Origin of the sequence: Isoptericola hypogeus, from assembly GCF_039531145.1 — a bacterium.
In the GTDB taxonomy this organism is placed as follows: Bacteria; Actinomycetota; Actinomycetes; order Actinomycetales; family Cellulomonadaceae; genus Isoptericola; species Isoptericola hypogeus.
The window spans coordinates 346,672-373,063 of the sequence record NZ_BAAAPM010000009.1 but is presented as its reverse complement, the minus strand read 5'-3'; the positions used below and the strand labels follow the sequence as shown (position 1 = coordinate 373,063).

23 protein-coding genes are annotated in these 26,392 nt (G+C 73.5%); 13 read left to right on the top strand and 10 right to left on the bottom strand.

Features of this window, described 5'->3' with window-relative positions; genetic code table 11:
* The first annotated feature begins 292 nt into the window (after positions 1-292).
* Positions 293-1,714, top strand: coding sequence for an FAD-binding oxidoreductase (locus tag ABD254_RS19690; RefSeq protein ID WP_344250509.1), 1,422 nt, complete (start codon positions 293-295; stop codon positions 1,712-1,714).
* 110 nt (positions 1,715-1,824) lie between these two features.
* On the opposite strand, the gene ABD254_RS19685 is transcribed toward ABD254_RS19690, so the two are convergent.
* From ABD254_RS19685 to ABD254_RS19675, 3 genes are all read right to left on the bottom strand, one after another.
* Positions 1,825-3,423, bottom strand: coding sequence for an RNA polymerase sigma factor (locus tag ABD254_RS19685; RefSeq protein WP_425553876.1), 1,599 nt, complete (start codon positions 3,421-3,423; stop codon positions 1,825-1,827).
* Positions 3,424-3,730: 307 nt separating this feature from the next.
* Positions 3,731-4,090: a universal stress protein gene (locus tag ABD254_RS19680; protein WP_344250506.1), complete on the bottom strand. Its 360-nt coding sequence runs from the start codon at positions 4,088-4,090 to the stop codon at positions 3,731-3,733.
* Between the two features lie 9 nt (positions 4,091-4,099).
* Complete coding sequence (locus tag ABD254_RS19675) at positions 4,100-5,554, bottom strand: DUF4192 family protein (RefSeq protein ID WP_344250505.1); 1,455 nt, start codon at positions 5,552-5,554, stop codon at positions 4,100-4,102.
* Between the two features lie 242 nt (positions 5,555-5,796).
* Between ABD254_RS19675 and ABD254_RS19670 the strand changes: the two genes are divergently transcribed.
* Together ABD254_RS19670 and ABD254_RS19665 are read left to right on the top strand one after the other, a co-directional pair.
* On the top strand, positions 5,797-6,363 hold the full coding sequence (locus ABD254_RS19670) for a hypothetical protein (protein WP_344250504.1): 567 nt from the start codon (positions 5,797-5,799) through the stop codon (positions 6,361-6,363).
* Between the two features lie 24 nt (positions 6,364-6,387).
* Positions 6,388-7,494, top strand: coding sequence for a polyprenyl synthetase family protein (locus tag ABD254_RS19665; protein WP_344250503.1), 1,107 nt, complete (start codon positions 6,388-6,390; stop codon positions 7,492-7,494).
* Between the two features lie 31 nt (positions 7,495-7,525).
* Here ABD254_RS19665 and ABD254_RS19660 read toward each other — a convergent pair whose 3' ends face one another.
* On the bottom strand, positions 7,526-7,939 hold the full coding sequence (locus tag ABD254_RS19660; RefSeq protein WP_344250502.1) for an Rv2175c family DNA-binding protein: 414 nt from the start codon (positions 7,937-7,939) through the stop codon (positions 7,526-7,528).
* Positions 7,940-7,988: 49 nt separating this feature from the next.
* Between ABD254_RS19660 and pknB the strand changes: the two genes are divergently transcribed.
* Complete coding sequence (gene pknB, locus ABD254_RS19655) at positions 7,989-10,025, top strand: Stk1 family PASTA domain-containing Ser/Thr kinase (RefSeq protein WP_344250501.1); 2,037 nt, start codon at positions 7,989-7,991, stop codon at positions 10,023-10,025.
* On the opposite strand, the gene ABD254_RS19650 is transcribed toward pknB, so the two are convergent.
* Together ABD254_RS19650 and ABD254_RS19645 are read right to left on the bottom strand one after the other, a co-directional pair.
* Complete coding sequence (locus tag ABD254_RS19650) at positions 10,006-11,376, bottom strand: class II 3-deoxy-7-phosphoheptulonate synthase (protein ID WP_344250500.1); 1,371 nt, start codon at positions 11,374-11,376, stop codon at positions 10,006-10,008. The genes pknB and ABD254_RS19650 overlap by 20 nt on opposite strands.
* An 86-nt stretch (positions 11,377-11,462) precedes the next feature.
* Positions 11,463-12,689 (bottom strand): pyrophosphate--fructose-6-phosphate 1-phosphotransferase, encoded by a 1,227-nt coding sequence (locus ABD254_RS19645; RefSeq protein ID WP_344250499.1) that lies wholly within the window; start codon positions 12,687-12,689, stop codon positions 11,463-11,465.
* Positions 12,690-12,856: 167 nt separating this feature from the next.
* Here ABD254_RS19645 and ABD254_RS19640 point away from each other — a divergent pair, with 167 nt between their 5' ends.
* Positions 12,857-13,414: a GNAT family N-acetyltransferase gene (locus tag ABD254_RS19640; RefSeq protein WP_344250497.1), complete on the top strand. Its 558-nt coding sequence runs from the start codon at positions 12,857-12,859 to the stop codon at positions 13,412-13,414.
* A 26-nt stretch (positions 13,415-13,440) separates the two neighbouring features.
* Here the strand turns inward: ABD254_RS19640 and ABD254_RS19635 are convergent, their stop codons facing one another.
* Positions 13,441-14,166 (bottom strand): lysophospholipid acyltransferase family protein, encoded by a 726-nt coding sequence (locus ABD254_RS19635; RefSeq protein ID WP_344250496.1) that lies wholly within the window; start codon positions 14,164-14,166, stop codon positions 13,441-13,443.
* A 114-nt stretch (positions 14,167-14,280) separates the two neighbouring features.
* Here ABD254_RS19635 and ABD254_RS19630 point away from each other — a divergent pair, with 114 nt between their 5' ends.
* Entirely contained in the window at positions 14,281-14,823 is a 543-nt protein-coding gene (locus ABD254_RS19630; protein ID WP_344250495.1) for a hypothetical protein, read from the top strand.
* A 52-nt stretch (positions 14,824-14,875) separates the two neighbouring features.
* On the opposite strand, the gene ABD254_RS19625 is transcribed toward ABD254_RS19630, so the two are convergent.
* Complete coding sequence (locus tag ABD254_RS19625; RefSeq protein ID WP_344250494.1) at positions 14,876-15,823, bottom strand: ROK family glucokinase; 948 nt, start codon at positions 15,821-15,823, stop codon at positions 14,876-14,878.
* A 199-nt stretch (positions 15,824-16,022) separates the two neighbouring features.
* On the opposite strand from ABD254_RS19625, the gene ABD254_RS19620 reads away from it, so the two are divergent.
* The 3 genes from ABD254_RS19620 (at position 16,023) to ABD254_RS19610 (ending at position 19,999) form a co-directional block, all read left to right on the top strand.
* Positions 16,023-17,834, top strand: coding sequence for an AMP-dependent synthetase/ligase (locus ABD254_RS19620; protein ID WP_344250492.1), 1,812 nt, complete (start codon positions 16,023-16,025; stop codon positions 17,832-17,834).
* 102 nt (positions 17,835-17,936) lie between these two features.
* Positions 17,937-19,724: a DEDD exonuclease domain-containing protein gene (locus tag ABD254_RS19615; protein ID WP_344250491.1), complete on the top strand. Its 1,788-nt coding sequence runs from the start codon at positions 17,937-17,939 to the stop codon at positions 19,722-19,724.
* Complete coding sequence (locus tag ABD254_RS19610; protein WP_344250490.1) at positions 19,718-19,999, top strand: Lrp/AsnC family transcriptional regulator; 282 nt, start codon at positions 19,718-19,720, stop codon at positions 19,997-19,999. The genes ABD254_RS19615 and ABD254_RS19610 overlap by 7 nt, the downstream gene beginning before the upstream one ends.
* A 202-nt stretch (positions 20,000-20,201) precedes the next feature.
* On the opposite strand, the gene trpD is transcribed toward ABD254_RS19610, so the two are convergent.
* Entirely contained in the window at positions 20,202-21,269 is a 1,068-nt protein-coding gene (gene trpD / locus ABD254_RS19605) for an anthranilate phosphoribosyltransferase (RefSeq protein WP_425553884.1), read from the bottom strand.
* Positions 21,270-21,324: 55 nt separating this feature from the next.
* Positions 21,325-21,735, bottom strand: a complete 411-nt coding sequence (locus ABD254_RS19600) for a PleD family two-component system response regulator (protein WP_344250488.1) — start codon at positions 21,733-21,735, stop codon at positions 21,325-21,327.
* A gap of 293 nt (positions 21,736-22,028) precedes the next feature.
* Between ABD254_RS19600 and ctaE the strand changes: the two genes are divergently transcribed.
* The 4 genes from ctaE (at position 22,029) to qcrB (ending at position 26,272) form a co-directional block, all read left to right on the top strand.
* Entirely contained in the window at positions 22,029-22,682 is a 654-nt protein-coding gene (gene ctaE / locus ABD254_RS19595; protein ID WP_344250487.1) for an aa3-type cytochrome oxidase subunit III, read from the top strand.
* A 67-nt stretch (positions 22,683-22,749) separates the two neighbouring features.
* Positions 22,750-23,529 carry a cytochrome bc1 complex diheme cytochrome c subunit gene (gene qcrC / locus ABD254_RS19590; protein ID WP_344250486.1) on the top strand — a complete coding sequence of 260 codons (780 nt, stop codon included), beginning with the start codon at positions 22,750-22,752 and terminating at the stop codon, positions 23,527-23,529.
* Positions 23,526-24,575: a cytochrome bc1 complex Rieske iron-sulfur subunit gene (gene qcrA / locus ABD254_RS19585; RefSeq protein ID WP_344250485.1), complete on the top strand. Its 1,050-nt coding sequence runs from the start codon at positions 23,526-23,528 to the stop codon at positions 24,573-24,575. Before qcrC ends, qcrA begins: the two co-directional genes overlap by 4 nt.
* Positions 24,572-26,272 carry a cytochrome bc1 complex cytochrome b subunit gene (qcrB, locus tag ABD254_RS19580; protein ID WP_344250484.1) on the top strand — a complete coding sequence of 567 codons (1,701 nt, stop codon included), beginning with the start codon at positions 24,572-24,574 and terminating at the stop codon, positions 26,270-26,272. Before qcrA ends, qcrB begins: the two co-directional genes overlap by 4 nt.
* Positions 26,273-26,392 lie beyond the last annotated feature (120 nt).

Below are 26,392 nucleotides of genomic sequence, written 5' to 3'. Positions count from 1 at the left end.
TGACCGCGGCCGCCACGCGGCGTCTGCGGGATGCCGGCGGCGCCTGGGCGGGACGAGAACTCGTGCGGGGATGGCGTGATCTCGAGCGGTACGACAACGCTGTCACCTCTCCTCGGTCCACTTCGTCGTGACGTCACCACCGCACCGGGTCCGGCCGCGACCCGCAACTCGAACGGTTGCCCGCGCGGACGAGCACGGGGATTCACCCGGCGCAACCGGGCGCACGGCTGTCACGATGCCCGCCGGCCGCGACTCCCTCTTCCTCGGTACACCGACACACAGGGAGAACACGATGCCCAGTACCATCCCCTCGACCACAGACCGCACGCGGGCCCACGGCCTGCGCCAGGCCCTCGCCCCGACGCTCGACGGCGTCGCGCATCTTCCCGGCGAGCCGCCGTACGACGACGCGCTCGCGGGCTTCAACCTCGCGCTCGCCCACCGGCCGGCCCTCGTCGTGCTCGCGGCGTCGCCCTCCGACGTCGTCGCCACGGTCCGCGCCGCCGCGGACCAGGGGTTCGGCGTCGGAGTCCGCTCGACCGGACACAGCGCGGCGCCCACGGGGCCGGGCGACGTCCTGCTCGACGTGTCCGCCCTCGACCGCCTCGAGATCGACCCCGCGGAGCGCACGGCCACCGTCGGACCCGGCGTGACCTGGCACGCGGTGCTCACGGCCGGTGAGCCGCACGGGCTCGGCGGACTGTGCGGGTCCTCGCCCCTCGTCGGGGTGGTCGGTTACACGCTCGGCGGGGGCCTCGGCCCGCTGGCACGCACGTTCGGCTTCGCCGCCGACCACGTCCGCGCGTTCGACGTGGTCACGCCCGCCGGCGAGCTCGTCACCGCCTCCCCGACTCAGCACGAGGAGCTGTTCTGGGCACTGCGGGGCGGGGGCGGGGCGTTCGGCGTCGTGGTGGCGATGACCTTCGACCTGCTCCCGCTGCGGACCGTGCGCGCGGGGACGCTGTGGTTCGACGTCGACGACGCGCCCGCCGTGCTGCACCGGTGGCGGTCCCTCACTCCGGGCCTTCCCGAGTCGGTCTCGACCTCGGTCGCCCGGCTCAACCTGCCTCCCCTGCCGGACGTGCCGGAGCCGCTGCGCGGCCGGGCCGTGCTCGTCGTCCGGTACGTGCGGCACGGTGACCTCGCCGAGCCCGACCCGCTGGTCGACGAGCTCCGGCGGTCGGCCGCACCCCTGCTCGACACGGTCGGTGACCTGCCCTACGCGCGGATCGGCGAGGTCCACGCCGATCCGGACGAACCGATGCCTTTCGTGGACCGGGGCGGGCTGCTCCGCACGCTGACCGAGGACGCGGTCGACGCGTTCCTCGGCGCCGTGCCGCCGGACTCCCCCGTGCTGGCCGCCGAGATCCGGCTCCTGGGCGGCGCCGTGGCCCGGCCGGCCGCCGTCCCGAACGCGGTCGCCGGGCGGGACGCCGGGTTCACGTTGTTCCTGGGGGCGCTCGGCGCCCCGTTCGGCCCGCCGGACGTCGCCGACGAGCTCCAGCGGGTGTGCGACGCGATGGTGCCGTGGAGCACCGGCGGTTCGCTGGTCAACTTCGCTGGCCCGCGCGACGCCGTCTCCGCGGCCCTCGTGCGCACGGCGTTCGGTCCGACGTACGACCGTCTGGTGGCGCTGCGGCAGCGGCTCGACCCGCGCGGTGTGCTCGCACCCTCCGCCCGGTGGTCCGTCGCCCTCGACGCCTCAGGCGCCTGACGCGCCGGGCGGAGGCACCACGCCTGCGACATCCCCGTACGCGCGAGAGCCCGGCACCAGTGTTCCGGTGCCGGGCTCTCGCGTGTCCGAACGGGTCGGATCAGGTCGTCTCAGTCCAGGTAGTCGCGCAGCACCTGCGAGCGTGACGGGTGCCGCAGCTTCGACATCGTCTTGGACTCGATCTGGCGGATCCGCTCGCGCGTCACGCCGTAGACCTTGCCGATCTCGTCAAGCGTCTTGGGCTGCCCGTCCTGCAGGCCGAACCGCATCGAGACCACGCCGGCCTCGCGCTCGGAGAGCGTGTCGAGCACCTGGTGCAGCTGCTCCTGCAGCAGCGTGAACGACACGGCGTCGGCCGGGACGACGGCCTCGGAGTCCTCGATGAGGTCGCCGAACTCGCTGTCGCCGTCCTCGCCGAGGGGCGTGTGCAGCGAGATGGGCTCGCGGCCGTACTTCTGGACCTCGACCACCTTCTCGGGGGTCATGTCCAGCTCCTTGGCGAGCTCCTCCGGCGTGGGCTCGCGGCCCAGGTCCTGGAGCATCTGCCGCTGCACACGGGCGAGCTTGTTGATGACCTCGACCATGTGCACCGGGATGCGGATGGTGCGGGCCTGGTCGGCCATCGCGCGAGTGATCGCCTGCCGGATCCACCAGGTGGCGTAGGTCGAGAACTTGTAGCCCTTGGTGTAGTCGAACTTCTCGACCGCGCGGATCAGGCCGAGGTTGCCCTCCTGGATCAGGTCCAGGAAGAGCATGCCGCGACCCGTGTACCGCTTGGCGAGCGAGACCACGAGGCGCAGGTTCGCCTCGAGCAGGTGGTTCTTGGCGCGCTTGCCGTCGTGCGCGATCCACCGCAGGTCGCGGTACATCCGCCGCTCGTCGGCGTTGGCCTTGGTCTTGTCCCAGTCGGCGTAGTCCTTGGACAGCCGCTCCTCGGCGAACAGGCCGGCCTCGATCCGCTTGGCGAGCTCGACCTCCTGCTCCGCGTTGAGGAGCGCGACCTTGCCGATCTGCTTGAGGTAGTCCTTGACCGGGTCGGCCGTGGCGCCCGCGGTGACGACCTGCTGCGCGGGCTGGTCCTCGTCGTCGGTGTCCGAGACGACGAAGCCGGACGCCTCGTCCTCGGGCTTGCCGTCCTTGCCGCCGGCCTTCGTGGCGCCCTTCGAGCCGGCACCGGTGGCGGTGGCCTCGTCGGCGTCAGCCTGCTCGTCGTCGGGGGCGACGTCGTCCGCGTCGTCGGGCTCGACGTCGCCGGACTTGGCGGACCGGCCCGCCGACTTGCCGGACTTGACCGTCGACCGGGTGGAGCGCGTCGCCGCGGCGCCCGGCTTGCGCGCCGTCTTCTTCGCCCCGGGCTCGTCACCCTCGGCGTCGTCCGGCGAGGAGGCAGGTGCCGTCGTCGAGGACGTCACCGGGGACGCCTTCGCGGACCGGGACGTCGGGGCCTTCGCGCGGGTGGTCGTGGCCCGGCCCGCGGCAGCGGCAGCGACCTTGGTGGCCGCGGGCACGCCGATCTCCACGCCTGCGGTGGCGAGCGCCCGGAGCACCGCCTTCAGGCGCTTCGGGTCGCCCACCGACGCCTCCTCGCACGCGGCGCGGAAGCTCTCGGCGTCGACACGACCGGCGGCGGTACCTCGAGCGAGCAGGCCCTGCAGGGCAGGGTGCTCGAACTCGCGGGGAAGTGCAGGGTTCTGCGCAGTGGACGCCACAAACCGACCTTTCGGCATTCGAGGGTACGGTGCTCCGCCGTCAGTGCCTGGGACTCGGAGGGTCGAGGCTCGAGCGGACATCGATATTGTACCGGCGACACCCGCGACAGCACGGCATCGCGAGCCCCTGTGCCCGCCCGTTCACCCTGTGTCGCTCAGTCGTCGGTGCTTTTCCAACGCGCGGGACGGGACGAAGATTCCCGGCACGGCGCGGGAATCCTCCGTGCCGACGCTCCCGTCCGCCGCCGACGCCCGTGGTCACGAGCGTCACACCACGCACGCCGGCTCGCTCGGTCATGTCACGCGGTCACGGCTTGACGGCCAGCACCGGGCACGGCGCCTCGAGCAGGATCCGCTGAGCCCCCGAACCGAGGATGAGCTTGCCCACCGGGCTGCGTCGTCGCAGCCCGATGACGATCAGCTCGGCGTGGGACTCGATCGCCGTACGCACCAGGTCGTCGGCGAGGTCGCCGGTGCCCTCGACCACCGTGGACTCGACCCCCGCGTCCCGCAGCCGCGCCTCGACCGACTCCAGCGCCTCGCGGTCCTCCTCGGGACGGGTGACGACGACGGCGATCGCGGTGGCGCGCTCGCGCGCCTCGGTCACCGCTGCCGTAAGCGCTGCCTGGCCCTCGGCCGTGCTCAGGAGTCCGACGACGATCGACATGAGGGCACGCTACCCGACCGACGGGTCCGCCGCGTCGAGGCCGCGACCGCCTCCGTCCGCACCCCGGGCGACCTCCCGGGTGCGCACCCACCCGGGCGGGACCGCCGCCGACAGCACGCCGCCGAAGAGCGCGGCCAACCGGTAGGCCGGGTCGACCGCTCTCGCCGCCGCGAGCCTGTGTGCGGCGAGGCCGCCGTCCCCCTGCCACCAGGCGAGCAGGCCCAGCAGCGTCAGCGGCGCGGCGTGCCACCGCCGTGGGACGTGCGCGACGACCTGCTCGAGCACCACGCGGGCGGCGGCCACCGCGCCGGGGTCGGGCCGCACCGCGACGCGCGGGTCGACGATCCGGGCGATCGCCCGGGCCGTAGCCGCCTCCACGTCGAACGCCTCGTCGCCCGGCCCCGCGTCGCCCGGCCCCGCATCGCCCGGCCCCGCATCGCCTGGCGTACGGGCGTGCGCCTCGCCCGGCAGGTCCGCGGCACCGCGGGCCGTGCGTCGCGCGACCTCGTCCGCGCCGGGGATCGTGGACAGCAGGACCGCGTCGCGGACGGGCACCTCCGCGAGCGCCACGGCGAGTCGCCCCAGGCGTGCGGGCGGGAGGTCCGTGCCGCCCGGTGGCGCGGTCCGCAGCTCGCGGGCGGCGTGCCGCACCAGGTCGCACCACAGGTCGTACCCCGACGAGGCGCGTCGCGCCGCGTCGGTCCTCGTCGAGCTCGGCATCGAGCTCGGCGTCCGGGCGGGCATCGGGGACGGCGACGACGGAGGCGAGCCCGCGGCGCCGCTCGACCGGCCGCCGAGGGCGCCGGCTGCGGCGTCGACCGCGGCGCGCGCACGATCGGCGCGGGCCGCGGCCCGCGCGGCCCTGGACCGCCGCGCCTCGGACGCCGGCACGATGCGGTAGGCCTCCTCGGCGGACGGTGCGACCGCACGGCCGGCCAGCACCAGTGCCGCGTTGACCGCCCGGTGCTCCAGCTCGGCCAACGGCCGTCCCCGCGGCGGGCAGCACGACGGGTCGGAGCAGTCGATGCCGCGGTAGCCCTCGGGGGTCACGATCCACGGCTCGACGTCGCCGGCGAGCTCGAGCGCGGCGAGAGCCGGATCGACGGTGCGGCGGATCCTGCGGGGGTCGCGGGCGGTGTGCACGACGGCGACGATCTCGGTCGTGCCGACGCGGCGGGCGGCCGCGACGAGCCGGTCCACCGCGCGCTCCCGCCCGGCCGGTGGTTCGACGACCTCGCGCGCGAGGTCGTCCAGCCCGACGCGTGCGACGAGACCGAGCACCGACTCGTCGGTGACGCAGACGACCACGAGGCTCTCGTGTGGCCGGTACCCGAGCAGGTGCGGTACCGCCGCCACGAGGTCGCGGGCCGAGCGGACGCGCACCGCGGGGAGGTCCGCGGAGCCCCCGGCGGGCTCGGGGGGCTGAGGAGGGACGGCGTACGAGGTCAGGACTGTCGGTGGCATGCGCCGATCCCAGCGCGTCCCGACGTCGTCGACGCGGCCCCGCCGGGAGCTTGTGGAGGCGCTCACCCTGGGGACAGCGTCACGCGCCCCGGAACTCGCCATGACCGCCCGGGCGGTGCCTGCCGCCGTCGCCTGCCGCTACGGTGGGCGCCGTGTTCTCGCCGACCGACCGCCCGCTCCCCCGCGGCCGACGCGCCGTTCCGCGACGTCCTGCCCGCACGGCCCCCGCCACCCTCCGTGGGGTGGCGGTCACGACGGCGGTCGTGGCGCTCCTCGCCGCCGGCTGCCAGCCGGGCGCGGACGCCGAGGACGCCCCGCCCACCGGCGGCAGCAACGTGTCGGCGACGGGAACCGCCGGCTCCGGTCGTGGCGTGCGGGGCGAACCCGCGGACGAGCCGACGGGCGGTGCCTCCGACACCCCTGACGCGCCGGCGGCGCTGCCCACCTTCGACCCCGCGACGACCGTCGGCGGCTACGCGCCGGACTTCCCCCGCGACCTGCTCGGCGCCCCCGAGGACGCCACGGTGCTCGCCAGCTCGGTCACGCCCGGCGACGGCCGGCTCACCGACGTGACGCTCAACCTCGCCACCGGGCGCAGCGCGCAGGAGTCGATCGACCAGCTCGCGGAGCGACTCCTCGACGCCGGCTTCGAGGAGTCGCAGGCCGCGACCTTCTCCGGCCTGACCGCGCAGACCGCGTTCACGCGCACGAAGGGGCGCAAGAAGCCCGTCCTGGAGACCGTGCTCCTCGGCGTCCTCGACGAGGGAGACCGGCGCCTGGTCACGGTGAGCGGCTCGCTGCTGATCTGAGCGGGCGCGGCATAGGCTGTCGCCATGCCCACCGCCACCGCCCTCGTCGACCTCGAGAACCTTCGTCACGACGTGGACACGGCGCTCGAACGGCACCTGGAGACCCTGGCCGCGGAGGTCGGCGCGGTGGGCGCCGACGCGGCCGCGCTCACCGCCCAGGTGGGTGCGCTGCTGCAGGGAGGCAAGCGTCTCCGCGCCGCGTTCTGCTACTGGTCCTACCGCGCCCACGGCGGAGCCGGCGAGGGGTCCGGCCACGACGCCGCGGTGCGAGCCGGCGCCGCCCTCGAGCTGTTCCAGGCCGCCGCCCTCCTGCACGACGACGTCATGGACGCCTCGGACACGCGGCGCGGGCGCCCGACGGCGCACCGGGTCTTCGAGCATCGGCACGCGGACGCCGGATGGTCGGGCGACCCCGCCCGGTTCGGCACGGCGGCGGCGATCCTCCTCGGCGACCTGTGCCTCGTGGCGTGCCAGCGCGAGATGGCGTCGGCGGTCCGGGACCTGCCCGCCGCGCGCGCCGCCGCCGCGCGCGAGCTCTTCGACGCCATGCAGACCGAGGTCGTCGTCGGGCAGTACCTCGACGTGCTCGTCCAGGCCGAGCCGTGGGGGCTCGACCCGGCGTCCGACGAGCGGCGGGCGCGCACCGTGATCCGCGCCAAGTCGGCGCGCTACTCGGTGGAGCGGCCCCTGGCGCTCGGCGCGCTGCTGGCCGGCGCCACGCCCGCCGCCGTCGCGGCGGTGTCGGCCGCGGGCCTGCCGCTCGGCGAGGCGTTCCAGCTGCGCGACGACGAGCTCGGCGTGTTCGGCGACCCGGAGGTCACAGGCAAGCCCGCCGGCGACGACCTGCGCGAGGGCAAGCGGACGGTCCTCGTCGCCCGCACGATGTCCGGAGCCACGCCCGACGGCCGGGACCTCCTCGCCCGGAGCCTGGGCGACCCCGGACTGGACGCGATCGACGTCGCGCGGCTGCGCGACGTCATCACCTCGAGCGGGGCGCTCGCCGCAGTCGAGGACCTCATCGCCGAGCTCACCGGCAGCGCGCTGGACGCCCTCGACGCGGCCGACCTGGACGACGAACCCCGGCGGGTGCTCGTCGACCTGGCGCACGCGGCCGTGCAGCGGGCGGCCTGACCGTCCGCTCCCCCGGGAGGGGGGCGGGCCGTCAGCCGACCGTCTGCGCCACCCGGCGCACCTCGTGCTTGCGCCCGGCGCGCAGCGCCTCGATCGGGGTGGTGCCGATCGACGGCTCCGGCTCGAACAGCCAGCGCAGGATCTCGACGTCGGGCAGGCCCGCGTCGGAAAGGACCAGCACGGTGCCGCGCAGCGCCGCCAGCACCTGGGTGCCGTCCTCGTCCGTCGTCACGAGGAACGCCGCCGGGACCTGGAACGTCTTGCGCTCCCCGCGCTTCACCCCGACGAGCTCCCGCTCCGCCACCAGGCGCCGGACCTTGCCGACGTCGGTGCCGAGCTCCTCGGCGACGTCGGGCAGGGTCAGCCATGCCTCGACGAGGGAGTCGAGCGGGGCAGGCCCGTCGTGGTCGGTCGGGCGGGCCGGGGCGGGGGACGCGTCACTCACCGGGCCAGCCTACGGCCCCGTACGGCGGCCCGCGCCTACACTCGGTCGCGTGGCCATCACGACGACCGATCCTCTCCTCGGCCGCCTGGTCGACGGGCGGTACGAGATCGTCTCGCGCCTCGCGCGCGGCGGCATGGCCACCGTGTACCTCGCCACGGACCGCCGCCTCGACCGTGACGTCGCGATCAAGGTAATGCACCCGCACCTCGCCGACGGGGTCGACGGCGCCGCTTTCGTCTCCCGCTTCCGCCGCGAGGCGCGGGCCGCGGCCCGCCTGACCCACCCCGGCGTCGTCGCCGTCTACGACCAGGGGCTCGACGGCGAGACCAGCTACCTCGTCATGGAGTACGTGCCGGGCACGAACCTGCGGCGGGAGCTGCACACCGAGGGCACGCTCACGGTACGGCGCACGCTCGACGTCCTCGCCCAGGTCCTCGCCGCCCTCGCGGCGGCGCACCGCAAGCAGCTCGTGCACCGCGACATCAAGCCGGAGAACGTGCTCGTCGCGGCCGACCCCGACGCGCCCCAGGACGCCGACGACGCGGACGGGGACGACCGCTCGCCCGTCCGCGACCGGGTGAAGGTCGCGGACTTCGGTCTGGCGCGCGCCGTCACGGAGGTCACGTCGACGGCCACGGGCACCATCCTCGGCACGGTCGCCTACCTCGCGCCCGAGGTCGTGACGAGCGGCGCGTGCGACGCCCGGACGGACGTGTACGCCGTGGGCGTGCTCGCCTACGAGATGCTCACCGGCGTCCTCCCCTACGCCGGCGAGCCACCGCTCCAGGTGGCGTTCCACCACGTCCACGAGGACTTCCCCACCCCGTCCGAGCGCGTGCCGTGGCTGCCCGACGACGTCGACCGGCTGGTCGCGTCGTGCACGGCACGCAACCCTGGGGCGCGGCCCGCCGACGCCGCGGCGGTGCTCGAGGCGGTCGAGCGGCTGCGGTCCACCCTCGCCGACGACGTCCTCGACCTCCGCGCCGACCCGCCCGCCCGGCCTGCGGACGCCCGGACCGTCCCGGCCGACGACGAGGCTCCGGGCACCTCTGCGGCGGGCGACGAGGGGACCGACGCCGTCGACGAGATCCCGGCCGGCTTCTTCCAGGAGGTCTCGGCGCCGGACCGCGCCACCGACCGCCTCGTCGAGCAGCCCACGGAGGCCTGGGACGCCGCCGACGGCCCGCCGCGCCGGCGAGGCCGCGTCGTCGCGTGGACGCTGGTGCCGCTCCTGCTGCTGGGCGGCGGCGGCGTCGGCACCTGGTGGTGGTTCGCCGACGGGCCCGGCGCGTGGACCACGGTGCCGGCCGACGTCGCGGGCCTCCCCGCGGACGACGCACAGGAGACGCTGGAGGCGGCCGGCCTGGGGACCACCAGCAGCCGCGCCTTCGACGACGAGGTGCCCGCGGGCGAGGTCGTCACGACCCAGCCCGCGCCGGGCGAGCCCGTGCGCACGGACGGCACCGTCGAGATCGTCGTCTCGCGGGGCGTCCAGATGCTCGCGGTCCCGCGGGAGCTGGTCGGTGCCGACCACGGCAAGGCCATGGCGGCGCTCGAGTCGGCCGGCTTCGACCTCTCCCCCGCGGCACGGGTGCACGACGACGAGGCCGCGGAGGGCACCGTCCTCGGGGTCTCGGTCCCGGAGGGCTCCCGGCAGCGGCACGACCTGCTGGTACGCCTCACCGTGTCCGACGGCCCCGCGCCGGTCCAGGTGCCCCAGGAGGTCGGCAAGGAGAAGGACGAGGCCCTGGCCGACCTCGAGGGGCTCGGCCTCCGGGTCGAGCTCGCCGAGCCCGAGTACTCCGAGGAGGTTCCCGACGGGCACGTCATGGCGCAGTCGCCCGAGCACGGGAGCACCGCCCACCGCACCGACACGGTGACGGTGACCCTCTCGCTGGGCCCGCCGCTGGTCGACGTGCCCGACGTCGTCGGGATGCGCAGCGACCAGGCACGCAAGGCCCTGGAGAAGGCGGGGTTCCAGGTTGACGAGAACGCCTACCTCGGGGGGCTGCTGGACACGGTCCGGTTCCAGGACACCACAGGCGAGGCGCCGAAGGGCAGCACGGTCACGCTGACCGTGTGGTGAGCATCTCCGCGACGCGGAACGCCATCTCCAGCGACTGCTGGTGGTTCAGGCGCGGGTCGACGAGCGTCTCGTAGCGCAGCGCGAGCCCGTCGTCGGAGATCTCCTCGCTGCCGCCGAGCACCTCGGTGACGTCGTCGCCGGTGAGCTCCATGTGCAGCCCGCCCGGGACCGTGCCGAGCCCGCGGTGCACCTCGAAGAAGCCGGTGACCTCGTCGAGGACGTCGGTGAAGCGCCGGGTCTTGTAGCCGCTCGCGGACGTGATCGTGTTGCCGTGCATGGGGTCGGTGACCCAGGTGACGGCGACCCCGGCCGCCGTCACCTGCTCCACCACCGTGGGCAGCACGTCGCGGACCCTGCCCGCCCCCATCCGGGTGACGAAGGTCAGACGCCCCGGCGTGTTGTCGGGGTTGAGCCGCTCGGCGAGCGCGATCGCGTCCGCGGGGGTCGTGGTGGGCCCGAGCTTGACGCCCACGGGGTTCGAGACGCGGGAGAGGAACTCGACGTGCGCGCCGTCGAGCTGCCGGGTGCGCTCCCCGATCCACAGGAAGTGCGCCGACGTGTCGTAGGCGCGGCCCGTCCCCGGGTCCACCCGTGTCAGCGCCCGCTCGTAGTCGAGGATGAGAGCCTCGTGGCTGAGATAGAACTCCACCGTGCGCAGCGCGTCGAAGTCGGCGCCGCACGCCTCCATGAACCGGATGGCCCGGTCGATCTCGGTGGCGGTGCGCTCGTAGCGCGCGTATGCGGGGTTGCGCATGAAGCCGCGGTTCCACTCGTGCACCTGGCGCAGGTCGGCGTAACCGCCGCTGGTGAACGCCCGCACCACGTTCGCCGTCGCGGCGGAGATCCGGTACGCCTGCTCGAGCCGGCGCGGGTCGGGAGTGCGGTCGGCGGGCGTGAAGTCGTGCCCGTTGACCATGTCCCCGCGGTACGCCGGGAGCGTCACAGCGTCGCGCGTCTCCGTGTCCGACGAGCGCGGCTTGGCGTACTGGCCGGCCAGCCGGCCCATCTTCACCACCGGGGTGCTGGCCCCGTGCGTGAGGATCACGGCCATCTGCAGGATGGTGCGCACCTTGTTGCGGATGCGCGTCGCGCTCGCGTCGGCGAACGTCTCGGCGCAGTCCCCGCCCTGCAGCAGGAACGCCTCGCCGCGACCGGCTGCGGCAAGGCGCGCGGTGAGCCGCTCCGACTCCGCCGGCACCACCAGGGGCGCGGCGACACCCAGCCGCCCCGCCACGGCGGCGAGCGCCCCCGCGTCGGGCCACGTGGGCTGCTGCCGTGCCTCGAGGAACCGGAAGCGGTCGAGCCCCTCGGGATCGCTCCCCGGCGGGACGGTGTCGACGGCGGTCGTCATGCGAGTCTGCGCTCCTGCACGGTGCGGGGTCGGTACTGCCTCGGACGGACCGGGCCGGCGCCGCGCGGGCGCCGGCCCGTGCCGGGTCAGTGGGCGGCGGCCTTCGCCGGCACCAGCGGCTGGCCGATGCCCTCGAGGATCTCGCCGAACCACGGCTGCGCGACGTCGAACGCCTTGCCGCCGGCGATGCGCGGGAACGCGATCGCCTTGAGGCGGTCGCCGTCCTCCTCGTCGTGGCCGATGACGCCGGGCTCCCCGCGCAGCGCGCACTCGACGGCCAGGTCGGTCATCGACTTGATGAGGCGCAGGTCCTCGGCGTTGGCGGCCGCGGCGCGCGAGTAGTACCCGGACTTCTGCACCATGACCTTCTCGGCGCCCAGCTTCTCGGCGAACTGCTTGGCGAACCACTGACCGGGGTTGATGGTGTCCAGCTTGACGTGGCCGAACGGGTCGCGCGGGACCTCCTCGCCGGCGGCCTCGAGCTGCTGGACGATCTCGTTCATGCCCGCGCCCTCGGACAGGAAGATGTTGACGTTCCCGATCTCGTCCATGACGGCCTTGAGGCGGTCGGCCTCGGCGTCGATGTCGATCTCCAGCTCCGGGAGGAACACCGCGTGCACGTCCCAGCGCTCGCGCGTCAGGCCGAGGGCCGGCGCCCACTCCTGCGCGTCGAGCCACGTGCGGTACTCCTTGGCCGTGGCCGCCGTGAGCCAGCCGCAGTGCCGCCCCATGACCTCGTGCACGATGAGCATGCGCGGGCCGGAGCGGTGCTCGCCGATCACGTTGGCGGCGAAGCCCGCGGCCTCCTCGGCCGCGGTCCAGGCACCCAGCGACTGGCGGATCGGCACCACGTCGTTGTCGATCGTCTTGGGCAGGCCCACGACGGTGAGCTCGTAGCCGTTCTCGTGCAGGTAGGCCGCGAGGTCCGCCGCGGTGGTGTTCGTGTCGTCGCCGCCGATGGTGTGCAGCACGTCCACGCCGTCGGCCTTGAGCCGCTCGGCCGCGACCTCGAGCGGGTTCTGCCCCTCCTCGACGAGACCGCGCTTGACGCAGTCGGCGGCGTTGGTGAGCTTGACGCGCGAGTTGCCGATGGGCGAGCCGCCGAAGCGGTGCAGGATGCCTGCCTGCTTGCGACCCTCGTCGTCGATCACGATCTTCGTGCCGGTGAGCAGGCCGTGGTAGCCGTACTGGTAGGCGATGATCTCGATCGTGGGGTCGAGCTCCGTGTACCGCTCGATGAGGCCGCCGACGGCGGAGGACAGGCAGGGCGCGAAGCCGCCGGCGGTCAGGAGAGCCACGCGACGAACCGACATGACAGGGGTACCTCTCGGTGGGGGACGGAAGCTCTCCCATCCTAGGAGCACCGCCCGCACCGAGGCCCCGCCCGTCCGCCGGGCGAGCGCGCCACGTGCCCCACGGCCCGGCCGTGCGATGATGTTCCCGAGCCTCCCCGCCTTCCGGCGCCGGGAGGCTCTTGCGTATGACGACACCGTCGGCGCCGACGAGCGCCCTCCCCGACCTGCCCCGTCCCCGCGTCCGCCGCGCCACCCCGGCCGACCGCGACGTCCTCGAGCGGCTGTGGCTGCTCTTCCGCCACGACCTGTCCGAGGTCACGGGCGAGCTGCCCCGCGCCGACGGCCGCTTCCGCGACGAGCGCCTGCGCGCGGCGCTCGACGACCTCGGCCGCGACGACGCCGACGGGCCGGGCTGGCGGGCGCACCTCGCGTCCTTCGACGACCGGCCGGTGGCGTTCGCGCTGGTCCGGAGCCTGGACGCGCCGGTGCGGGTGCTGTCGGCGTTCTTCGTGGCGCGGGCCGCCCGCCGGCAGGGCGTCGGGCGAGATGTCGCCGCCGCGGTGCTGCGGGACGTGCCCGGGCCCTGGGAGGTGGCGTTCCAGCACGCGAACGCGGGCGCGGCCGCGTTCTGGCCGCGCGTCGCGACCGACGTCGCGGGCGACGACTGGTCGCTCGAGCACCGGGCCGTGCCCGGTCGCCCCGACCTGCCGGCGGACGCGTGGCTCCGGCTCACGGTCGCCTGAGGCCGACGCCGGGGCCCGCGACCGGGTCAGGGACCGGTGGCCGGCTCCCCGGGCGGTGTGGGGTGCTGCGCCGCGGTCGCGAGGCGCGCCTTCATCGTCGCGGCGTAGACGTCCACGTACTCCTGCTCGGACAGACGCAGGATCGCGTACATGATCTCGTCGGTGACGGAGCGCAGCACGAAGCGGTCGTTCTCCATCCCGCGGTAGCGGCTGAAGTCGAGCGGCTCGCCGATGACGATGCCGATCGGCATCGGCTTGGGGAGAGCCCGGCCGAGCGGCTGCGCGACGTCGGTGCCCACCATGGCCACCGGGATCACCGGGGCGCCGGACTCGAGAGCGAGTCGGGCGACCCCGGTCTTGCCCCGGTAGAGGCGGCCGTCCGGGCTGCGCGTGCCCTCCGGGTAGATGCCGAAGAGGTCGCCCTCGTCGAGCACCCGCAGGCCCGTGCGCAGCGCTGCCTCGCTCGCCTTGCCGCCCGACCGGTCGACGGGGATGGTGCCCACACCGCGCATGAACCCGGCGACGACGCGGCCACGGACCCCGCCGCCGGTGAAATAGTCCGACTTGCCGAGGAACTGGACCTGTCGCTCGAGCACGAGGGGGAGCACGAACGAGTCGATGACGGCGAGATGGTTGCTCGCGAGGATGGCCGGCCCGGACGTCGGCACGTTCTCCACTCCCCTGGTCCAGGGGCGGAAGGCGAGCCGGAGCCAGGGCCCGACCAGCACGTTCTTCATCATCCAGTAGAACAACGGTCCTCCTCGCCCTGTGCCCCGCGGTCACCTCTGCCGCCCACCGGCGTCGCACGCCGGCGGGGTCCACCCCTGCCTTCCGCAAGGCGTCGCCCACGACAATAGAGTGAACCCATGGCCGCACCGAACCCGGACGCCGAGCCGGACACGCCCGACGAGCTCCCCGACGCCGCCGTGGAGGCGCGCTGGGCCGACATCGTCGCGCAGCTCGGCGCGCTGGACCGCCCGGACGCGCCGGCCGGGGCCGCGCCGTCGGGCACGGCACCGAGCCGCGGCGACGACGACGGCGCAGCCGCCGAAGCCCCCGCACCGGCCGCCGACCCCGCACCGCTCTCCCGGGCGGCCGGGCCCCGGGACTGGCCCCTCACGCCCGAGGTCGAGGCGCTCGAGGACGCCGAGTCACACTTCACCCCGCCGGAGCCGGACCCGGTCCTGTCGCGCGACCCGTTGCTGACCATGGCGTGGGCCGCGGTCGCGGGCGTCCCGATCCTCACGGTCGTGCTCGTCGTCGTGCGCGCGCTGCTGCCCTCGCTCCACCTGCCCGGCTGGCTGGGCCCCGCGGGCGGCGTCCTCTTCCTCGCCGCGGTCGCGGTGCTGCTGTGGCGGATGCCGCACCGCCGCGACCCGGAGGACGACGACACCGGCGCGGTCGTCTGACCGGCCGTCGTCCGACCGGGCCGGCGGCCGACCGGGCGGCGGACGCGCGCGATCAGCGCCGTGCGAGGTCCGCCGCGCCGATGATGCCCGCCTCGTTGCCGTGCTGGGCGACCTCGATCTGCGCGACCGGACGGTGCCCGAGCGCGGAGAGCTGCGCCTCGTAGGCCTTGCGCACCGGCGACAGCAGCAGGTCGCCCGCCGCCCCGACGCCACCGCCGATGACGATCAGCTCGGGGTCGAGCAGGGCCGCGACGGACGCCGACCCCTCGCCGATCCACCGGCCGAGCGTCGCGAGGAGCTCGACCGCGAGCTCGTCACCCTCCTGCGCGGCGCGGGTCACGTGCGGGCCGGAGATGTCCGCGGCGTCACCGCCGGCGAGCTCGAGCAGGCGCCCGGCCCGGTCCGGCTGCGCGACGGACGCCTGGCGCGCGTCGCGCACCAGCGCCGTGCCGGACGCGTACTGCTCCCAGCAGCCCTCGTGCCCGCAGCCGCAGTAGTGCCCGCCCGGGACGACCCGCATGTGGCCCACCTCGGCCGCGACGCCCCACTTGCCGCGCACCAGCTCGCGGTCGACGACGACGGCGCCGCCGAGACCCGTGCCGACCGTGAGCATGAGCATGTCCGTCGCCTCGCGGGCGGCACCGAAGCGGAACTCCGCCCAGCCCGCGGCGTTGGCGTCGTTCTCCACCACCACGGGGACGTCGAGGTCGTCGATCAGGTTCTCGATGCGCTCCGCCAGCGGGTACTCGCGCCACGCGATGTTCGGGGCGAACAGCACGGAGCGCCGGTCGGGGCTGACGAAGCCGGCGGCGGCGAGCCCGATCGCGCCGACCTCGTGCTCCTTCGCCAGCTCGGTGCAGGCGTCGGCGATGGCGCGGTCGATGTCGGCGACGTCGTCGGCGACCGTCTCGCGACGCACCTTGGCGAGGATCGTGCCCGCCTCGTCCACCACGCCGACGGCGATCTTGGTGCCGCCGATGTCGACTCCGATGGCGTGCATGCGTAGACCTCGCGATTTCGTTCGTCGGGACCGTCGCGGCGGCGCGACGGGAGAAGACGCGCCGGGCGCGCAGGGTCCAGACTAGCGATGTGCCGGACCCGGTAGCGAGGTCGTCCGGTTCTTGTGACCCGGGTCTCGGAGCACCCCCTGAGACCCGGTATCGTGACCGCCACGGACGAGCCCTGCCACTGGAGTCAGCATGGACGAGATCACCCTCCCGCAGGCAGTCGAGCTGCCTGCCACCTCGAACCTCAACGACCTGCTCGCGACGCGGGTCGCCAAGGATCCCGCCGCGCCCCTCGCGGAACGCCCCGCCGGCGACGGCTGGGAGACCGTCTCGGGAGCGCAGTTCGACGCGCAGGTCGTGGCCGTGGCCAAGGGGCTCGTCGCGCACGGGGTCCAGCCGGGCGAGCCGGTCGGCATCATGGCTCACACGCGGTACGAGTGGACGCTGCTCGACTTCGCGGCCTGGGCGGCAGGGGCGGTGCCCACCCCCATCTACGAGACCTCCTCGGCGGAACAGGTCGAGTGGATCCTCACCGACTCGGGCATCACGCTGCTGGTGGTCGAGAACGCCGAGCTCGCCGCGACCGTCGGCGAGGTCGCCGCGAACGCGCCCGCGCTGCGTGAGGTGCTGACGATCGACGACGGCGCGATCGCGGACCTCACCGCCGCCGGAGCCGACGTGCCGGACGAGGAGATCGCCCGGCGCCGCGCGATCGCGAACCTCGAGGACGTCGCGACCATCATCTACACCTCCGGGACGACGGGCCGCCCCAAGGGCGCCGAGATCACGCACGGCAACCTCAGCCTGCTCGCGGTCAACGCCGTGGCCGCCGTGCCCGAGGTCTTCAAGGACGGCGGGCGCACCCTGCTGTTCCTGCCCCTGGCGCACGTCTTCGCGCGGTACGTCGAGATCCTGGCCGTCGCCAGCGGGACGGTGCTGGGCCACTGGGCGAACCTCAAGACCGTGACCGAGGGGCTCGGCACGTTCCGGCCCACGTACATCCTCGCGGTGCCGCGGGTGTTCGAGAAGGTCTACAACTCGGCGGAGCAGAAGGCCGCGGCCGGCGGCAAGCTCAAGATCTTCCACTGGGCGTCGGCGACGGCGATCGCGTACTCCCGCGCCCTCGACGACCCGAAGGGCCCGTCGGCGTGGCTGCGGCTGCAGCACAAGCTCGCCGACGCCCTCGTGTACGGCAAGCTGCGCGCGGTGCTCGGCGGGCAGGCGCGATACGCCGTCTCAGGCGGCGGCCCGCTCGGCGAGCGGCTCGGGCACTTCTACCGTGGCCTCGGGCTGTCGGTTCTCGAGGGCTACGGGCTCACCGAGACCACGGCACCGACCAGCGTGAACCGGCCCAGCGCGACCAAGATCGGCTCGGTCGGCCCGCAGCTCCCCGGCTGCGGCGTCAAGATCGCCCCCGACGGGGAGATCCTGCTGCGCGGCATCCAGGTCTTCCGCGGCTACCACGGCAACCCCGAGGCGACGGCGGAGGCCTTCGACCAGGGCTGGTTCCGCACCGGTGACCTCGGCGCCCTCGACGAGGACGGCTTCCTCACCATCACGGGGCGCAAGAAGGAGATCATCGTGACCGCCGGGGGCAAGAACGTCGCCCCGGCCCTCCTCGAGGACCGCATCCGGGCGCACGCGCTCGTCAGCCAGTGCGTCGTCGTCGGGGACAACCGCCCCTTCATCGGTGCGCTCGTCACGCTCGACGCCGAGGGCCTGCCCGGCTGGCTCAAGATGCACGACAAGCCCGCGATGACGCCCGAGCAGGCCTCGACCGACCCCGACGTGCTCGCCGCGATCGACGCCGCCGTCACGCGGGCGAACCAGGCCGTGTCGAAGGCGGAGTCGATCCGCAAGTTCGCGGTGCTGCCCGGCGACCTCACGGTCGAGAACGGCTACCTGACGCCGAAGCAGAGCGTGCGACGCCACGTCTTCGTCAAGGATTTCGCGGCCGAGATCGACGACCTGTACGTCGACACCCGGCAGACGTCGGCGGGCTGACCCGCCGCCAGAGGGCGCCGTTCGAGCCCGTCGAGACCCGGTCTCGGCGGGCTCGACCCGTCTTCGCGGGCCATGTCGGTGGCCCCGGCTACCGTCCCGGGCATGCCGAGCGACACCGCCGTCCAACCGTCCTTCGAGGAGCTCGGCACCCCGCTCCGCGACGTCACGTTCGTCGTCGTGGACCTGGAGACGACCGGCGGTCGCGTCGCCGACAGCTGGATCACGGAGATCGGCGCCGTCAAGGTGCGCGGCGGCGAGGTGCTCGGCGAGCTGCAGTCGCTGGTCAACCCCGGCCGGCCCGTCCCGGCGTTCGTCGCCCGGCTCACCGGCATCACCACCGCGATGGTCGCCACCGCTCCCCCGCTCGAGCTGGTGCTGCCGAGCTTCCTCGAGTTCGCCCGGGACGCCGTGCTGGTCGCGCACAACGCCCCGTTCGACGTCGGCTTCCTGCGGGACGCGTGCGAGCGCCTCGGCTACGACTGGCCCGGGTACCGCGTGGTGGACACGGTGCCGCTCGCCCGCCGGGTCGTGACGCGCGACGAAGCCCCGAACCACAAGCTGTCCACGCTCGCGGCGCTGTTCCGCGCCCGCGTCACGCCCGAGCACCGCGCGCTCGCCGACGCCCGGGCCACGGTGGACGTGCTGCACGCCCTGCTCGAGCGGCTCGCGCCGCTCGGCGTGACGCACCTCGAGGACCTCGCCACGGCCGCAGACCCCGTGCCGGCCGACGTGCGCCGCAAACGCACCCTGGCCGACGGCCTCCCGGAGGCGCCCGGCGTGTACCTGTTCCGGGGCCCGGGGGACGAGGTGCTGTACGTCGGCACCTCGACGAACATCCGCAGGAGGGTACGTTCCTACTTCACCGCCTCCGAGAAGCGCGCGCGCATCACGGAGATGCTCCGCATCGCGCACGCCGTCACGCCCGTCGTCTGCGCCACAGCGCTCGAGGCGCAGGTCCGCGAGCTGAGGCTCATCACCGAGCACGCGCCCCGGTACAACCGGCGCTCCAAGCACCCCGAGCGGGCCACCTGGGTCCGGCTGACCGACGAGCCGTACCCGCGGCTGTCGGTCGTGCGCGACGTCCGGCACGGGGCCGAGCACATCGGCCCGTTCACCTCGCGACGGACCGCCCTGGCCGCAGTCGAGGCCCTGCACGACGCGTTCGCCCTCAGGCAGTGCACCGCGCGCCTCGCCCGCGTCTCCAAGGTGGCGGGCAGCCCCTGCGCCCTGGCGGGAATGGGGCGTTGCTCGGCCCCCTGCACGGTCACGGCCGCGCCCGACGAGGCGTACGACGACGTCGCCCGTGCGGCACGCGTCGCGCTGACCGGCGACCCCCGGCGGGTCGTGGAGCCGCTGGCCGCCCGGGTCGGCCTGCTCGCGTCCCAGGAGCGGTTCGAGGAGGCAGGCCGCGTGACCGAGCGGCTGCGCGCGTTCCTCCGCGCCGCGGCCCGCGCGCAGCGGCTCCAGCCGGTCTCCCGGTGCGCGGAGCTGGTGGCCGCGCGGCCGACGGGAGCGGGCGGGTGGGAGCTCGTCGTGGTCAAGCACGGGCGCCTCGCGGGCACCGCCGTGACGGGTCCGCACGAGGACCCGCTCCCGGTGGTGGACGCCCTGCGCGCCACGGCCGAGGCCGTCGCCCCGCCCGTCGCGCCTGCCCCGGCCTGCCACCCTGAGGAGGCCGACCTCGTGCTGGACTGGCTGGAGCAGCCGGGGGTGCGCCTCGTCCACGTGAGCGACCCCTGGTCCTGGCCGGTGCGGTCCGCCGCCGCCCACGTCGACCTCGCCCGCGTCCGGGCCGAGGTCGGCGCCGAACCCAGCGGCCAACCCGGCGACGGCGCCGGCGGGGAAGGCGGCCAGGTCGGCCGCCACGCCGATACGATGGCCGCATGCTGACCGCGATCGTGCTCATCGACACCGAGGCCGACCAGATCCCGGAGGTCGCCACCCAGGTCACCGACCTCAAGGGCGTCAGCGAGGTCTACTCCGTCACCGGCAAGGCCGACCTTGTCGCCATGGTCCGCGTCCGCGAGCACGAGGAGCTGGCCGACGTCATCGCCGACGGCATCAGCAAGGTGCCCGGCGTCGTGCGCACGGAGACGCTCATCGCGTTCCGCACGTACTCGCACGTGGACCTCGAGCAGGCCTTCGCCCTCGGCCTCGACGACTGAGGCGGCGGAAACGCAGGCTCAGGCGCAACCAGCACCGCCTGAGGAGGTGCAGCGCAGGGTGGGGGCCGAGGAACGAGGCACTCGCCCGTAGCGGAACCGCAGGCTCAGGCGTCCAACGGCACGCTGAGGCGGTGGACGCGACCCGGCGGTCGAGCCTGACGAGACCCCGGTTCCGACAGGATCGGCCCGCGGCCGGAGCCCGTCAGGCCTGGGTCGCCGCCACCCAGCGCTCGAGGACCTGCGCCGCGGCACCCTCGTCGACGCTGCGGGCAGCGCGTTCCAGCCCGGCCGCCAGCCGTTCGACGAGCGTCCCCGCCCCGGTCCCGGGCAGGCTGCCGTCAGCGACCAGGGCCGCGGCGGCGTTGAGCAGCACGGTCTCGCGCACCGCCCCCCGCTCGCTGCCGTCGAGCACCCGGCGGGCCACGCCGGCGTTGTGGGCGGCGTCGGCCCCGCGCAGGTCGGTGATCTCGATGCGCCGCAGGCCGAGCTCGGCCGCCGCGTCGAGCCGCTGCTCGCGCACGGCACCGTCGCGCACCTCCCAGACGGTGGCTCCGCCGGTCGCGGCGAGCTCGTCCAGGCCGTCGTCGCCACGGAACACCAGCGCCCTGGTGCCGCGCGACGCGAAGACGCCGGCCATGAGAGGGGCCATCCGCGCGTCGGCGCAGCCCACGGCCGTCGCGCGCGGCTGCGCGGGGTTGGTCAGCGGCCCGAGGAAGTTGAAGGCGGTCGCGACGCCGAGGTCGCGGCGCGCGACCGCCGCGTGCCGCATGGAGGGGTGGAAGAGGCCCGCGAAGCAGAACGTGATGCCCGCATCCTGCGCGAGCGCGGCGACCTTCGCGGGCGGCTGGTCCAGCCGGACGCCGAGCGCCTCGAGCACGTCGGCGGACCCGGAGGACGACGACGCGGCGCGGTTGCCGTGCTTGACGACCCGCACCCCGGTGCCGGCGATCACCACGGCGGCCATCGTCGACACGTTCACGGTGTGGTGGCGGTCTCCGCCCGTGCCGACGATGTCGACGGCCGGGCCGGGCACCTCGATGCGCGTCGCGTGGGCGAGCATCGCGTCCGCCAGGCCGGTCAGCTCCGCGGCCGTCTCCCCCTTGGCGCGCAGACCTACCAGGAAGCCCGCCAGCCGGGTGGGCGGGACGTCCCCGGACATGACCTGGTCCATCGCCCACGCGGTCTCCCGGGCCGTGAGGTCGCGGCCTGCGACCAGCTCGGTGAGGATGCCGGGCCAGGTGAGGTCGTCCGGTTCGGTCGTGGCCACGATGGTCCCTTCGGTTCGGGTGCCCGCTCGCGGCCGGGGCGACGTGCCCCGCGACGCGTCAGGCGGCGGCGGTCAGGAAGCCGGCCAGGGTGCGCTGCAGCTCGATGGCGTCGAGCGGCCGCGGCACCACGGCGTCGGCGAGCGACCACGATGCTAGCCATCCGTCGTCGGGCCTGCCGGTGAGGACCACGACGGGCGGGCAGCGGTACACCTCGTTCTTCAGCTGCCGGCACAGCCCCATGCCCCCGGCCTTGTCGGCCTCGCCGTCGAGGACGAGGAGGTCCCACCGCCCGCGTTCGGCGTGCGCGACGACGGCGGCCGGCGTCGCCACCTCGGTCCACGCGATCTCCGGCGCGTGCGCGCGCAGCCGCGGGCCCACCGCGAGCCGCACCTGTTCGCGCACTGTGCGGTCGTCGCTGTAGAGCAGGATGCGGGGACCGCTCCTCGGGTCCGTCGGCTGGTGGGTCATCGGGACTTCCCTTCGCAGATGAGCACGGCATCGGGCGCTGCGGCCGGCACCGGGCGGGTCCGGGACGGGCGGCGCTGCGCCGCCCGCGTCGCACCCCTCGCACCGCCGGTGTTTGCTGGCATCGTGGCACAACCGTGTCACCTCGGTCAGCCGCCCAACGTGGTGTTTTCCTGGCATTGTCCGAACAAGCGTCAGATCGTGCGGGCCGAGTGGCGAGATCTCGCAGATTCTGTGGACCCGATCTCCACGAAGCACCCCTTCGGGTGGCTCGAACCGGGCGTATGTCGGCCATAATGGCTGACGTGTCGACCGCAACGGCTGCAGCCCCCCATGCCCACCAGCACGTGAGCGTCAACCGTCCGAACCCCGTGTCGGTCGGGACGATCGTCTGGCTCGCCAGCGAGCTGATGTTCTTCGCGGGCCTCTTCGCGATGTACTTCACCGTGCGCTCGGTGATGCCCGAGGCGGAGTGGGCCGCGCAGGCGGACAAGCTCAACATCACGTTCTCGACCATCAACACCACGGTGCTGGTGCTGTCGTCGGTGACCTGCCAGATGGGCGTCTGGGCCGCCGAGCGGTTCCAGCCGGTGCGCACGGGCTCGATCCTGGCGGTGAACCGCTGGGGCATGAACGAGTGGATGACGCTCACCTACCTCATGGGCGCGTTCTTCATCGGCGGTCAGATCTTCGAGTACACGGAGCTCGTGCACGAGGGCCTGACCATCTCGTCCAGCGCGTACGGCTCGGTCTTCTACCTGACCACCGGCTTCCACGGCCTCCACGTGATCGGCGGCCTCATCGCCTTCCTGTTCCTGCTCGGCCGCTCGTTCGCCGCGCGCAGGTTCGGCCACCACGAGGCGACCACGGCCATCGTCACGTCCTACTACTGGCACTTCGTCGACGTGGTGTGGATCGCGCTGTTCATGGTCATCTACGTCCTCAAGTGATTCCGGCCGGCGTCGACGCCGGCCCACCCCCAGCCCTGAACCCCATCTGCGAGACGAGGATCATTTCGTGAAGGCACTCGCCGCCCGCAGGCACCACCGGTTCGCCCCGGTCGTGCTGCTGCTGCTGGCGCTGCTGGTCACCGGCGGTGTCTACGCCGCCCTGGCACCTAGCCCGGCCCAGGCAGACACCGCCAGCACCGCGGACATCGAGACCGGGAAGAAGCTCTTCCAGGCCAACTGCGCCACGTGCCACGGCCCCAACGCGGAGGGCACCACGCAGGCGCCGTCGCTCGTGGGCGTGGGCGCTGCGGCGGTCGACTTCCAGGTCTCCACCGGCCGGATGCCCATGCAGATGAACGGCCCGCAGGCCGAGGCCAAGCCCCCGCAGATGGACGAGGAGCAGACGGCGGCACTCGCGGCGTACGTCGCCTCGCTCGGCGCCGGTCCCGCGATCCCGACCGACGAGCAGATCGACGGCAGCCAGGGTGACGCTGCGAACGGCATGGCGCTGTTCCGCACCAACTGCGCGATGTGCCACAACGCCGTCGGCGCCGGTGGCGCCCTGTCCGAGGGCAAGTTCGCCCCGTCGCTCTTCGAGACGTCGGAGCGCAACATCTACCAGGCGATGCTCACCGGCCCGCAGTCGATGCCGGTGTTCAACGACGCCAACATCACCCCTGACGAGAAGCGCGACATCATCGCGTTCCTCGACGAGCAGCGCGAGGGCTCCGCCGGCGGCCTGGCCCTCGGGTCGCTCGGCCCGGTCTCCGAAGGCCTGTGGGCCTGGATCGTGGGCCTGGGTCTGATCATCGGTGCCGCAGTGTGGATCGGAGCAAAGTCCTCGTGAGCGAGAACCAGAACCCCCAGCCCTCGGGCGACGTCACGCCCCACGGCGGCGACGGGACGCTGGCCCAGGTCGACCGGTTCGACGACCCCGGGGTGCCCGAGCACAAGCACCGCCTGGCGGACACCGACCCGAAGGCGGCCAAGCGCAACGAGCGCCTGATCGCGCTGATCTTCGTCATCTCCTGCATCGGGACCATCGGCTCGCTGGTCGCCTACTTCGCAGTGCGGCCCGACGGCACCACCGCCGGGGTCCGCACCTCGACCATGCTGCTGGGCGTGGCCATGGCCGTGTCCCTGCTCGGGATCGGCATCGCCGCCGTGCACTGGGCCAAGACCCTGATGTCCAGCAAGGAGTACACCGAGGAGCGGCACTCGAGCAGCAGCTCGGACGAGGTGCGCTCGGCCGTCGCGACCCAGTTCCAGGACGGGTACAAGGACTCGGGCCTCGCCCGGCGCCCGGTGCTCCTCGGGTCGGTGGGCCTCGCGCTCGCCCTGTTCCCGCTCTCGATCGCGGTGCCGCTCGTCTCGAGCGTCGGCGGCGACTGGAACGTCGGCAAGTTCCGCCACACGATCTGGAAGAAGGGCGTCCGTCTCGCCTACGACCCGTCGGGTCGCCTCATCAAGGCGTCCGACCTCACCGTGGGATCCGTCGCGCACGTCATCCCCGACGTGTCGGAGGAGGAGCGCGAGTCGCACGAGTGGATCACCGAGAAGGCCAAGGCCGTCGTGCTGCTGGTCCGCCTCGACCCGCGCGACCTCAAGCGTGACCACCGCGAGGGCGCCTCGTACGACGGCATCGTCGCCTACTCCAAGATCTGCACCCACGTCGGCTGCCCGGTCGCCCTGTACGAGCAGCAGACGCACCACCTGCTGTGCCCCTGCCACCAGTCGACGTTCGACATCGCGGACGGCTCGAAGGTGGTCTTCGGCCCGGCCAAGCGCCCGCTGCCTCAGCTGCCGATCACGGTGGACGACGAGGGTTACCTCGTGGCGGAGGACGACTTCAACGAGCCTGTCGGCCCGAGCTACTGGGAGCGCCTGAAGTGAGTACCACGACCCCCTCCTCCGTGGCGGAACCGACCACCCCGGTCGGCAAGGCCGCCGACTACCTCGACCAGCGGACCAAGCTCGGCGTCCTCACCAAGCAGCTCGTCCGCAAGGTCTTCCCGGACCACTGGTCCTTCATGCTCGGCGAGATCGCGCTCTTCTCCTTCGTGGTGCTGATCCTGTCCGGCTTCTTCCTGACCATGTTCTTCGACCCGTCGATGGCGCTGGTCCACCACCACGGACCGCCGGCCACCATGGACGGGCAGCTCATGTCCACGGCCTTCTCGTCCACGCTCAACATGTCGTTCGAGGTGCGCGGCGGCCTGCTCATGCGGCAGATCCACCACTGGTCGGCGCTCATCTTCCTCGCCGGCATCGTGGTCCACATGATGCGCGTGTTCTTCACCGGCGCGTTCCGCAAGCCGCGCGAGCTGAACTGGCTCGTCGGCGTGACGATGATGATCCTCGGCCTGCTGGCCGGGTTCACCGGCTACTCGCTGCCCGACGACGTGCTCTCCGGCAACGGCCTGCGCATCACCGACGGCGTCATCAAGTCGATCCCGATCATCGGTTCGTACCTGTCGTACTTCGTCTTCGGCGGCGAGTTCCCGGGCGAGCACATCATCCCGCGCCTGTTCACGCTGCACATCCTGGTCGTCCCCGCACTCCTGCTGGCGCTGGTCGGCGTGCACCTGTTCCTCATGGTGCTCAACAAGCACACCCAGTACCCGGGCGGCGGGCGCACCCACCAGAACGTCGTCGGCTCCCCCGCGGTGCCCGCGTTCGCCACGAAGATGGGCGGCAACTTCTTCATCATCTTCGGCGTGCTCGCCCTCATGGGCGGCACGATGGCGATCAACAACGTCTGGAACTACGGTCCCTACGACCCGTCCCCGGTGTCCGCGGGAGCCCAGCCGGACTGGTACATGCTGTTCCTCGAGGGATCGCTCCGTCTCATGCCGGGGCAGACGGAGATCGTCACGTGGGGCGACTTCACGTTGTCGCTCAACATCCTGATCCCTGCCGTGGTCATCCCGGGCCTGCTGTTCACGTTCCTGTTCGTCTATCCCTTCGTCGAGGCGAAGGTGACGGGCGACCACCGTGAGCACCACGTCCTCGACCGTCCGCGCAACGTGCCCACCCGGACCGGCCTGGGCGTCGCGTTCCTCACGGCGTTCATCATCCTGGCGCTCGCCGGGTCGAACGACCTCATCGCGACGCACTTCAGCCTCTCGATCAACACGATCACCTGGGTCTTCCGCGTCCTGTTCTTCGTCGGCCCGGTCTTCGCCTTCTGGGTGACCAAGCGGATCTGCCTGGGGCTGCAGCGCAAGGACCGCGAGCTGGTCCTGCACGGGCACGAGACGGGCCGCATCGTCCGGTTCGCCAACGGCGAGTACATCGAGGTGCACCGTCCCCTCGACGAGCAGGAGCGCTGGCTGCGCGTGAACTACGAGCCCGGCCGGCCGCTCGAGATCGAGCCCGCCACCGACGCGCGTGGCGTGCGCCGGCCCGGGTACACGATGGACAAGCGCTGGCAGAAGCTGTCGCGGTTCTTCTTCGAGGACCGGGTGGAGCCGGTCACGCCGGCCGAGCTGGCCGCCGCGCACTCGCACGGCGAGCACGACGAGCTCGAGGCCGCCCACACCGCCCCCGAGCTGGTCTCGGGGTCTGGAAACGTCGAGCGGGAGCACTGAGTCTCCTGCAGGCTGGAACGGTGACCCGCGCACCCCGATCCCACTCACGTGGGCGTGGCGCGCGGGTCACCGTCGTCTCCGGCCGGTGAGCAGGACCGGTCCCAAGGCTCGACGACGACC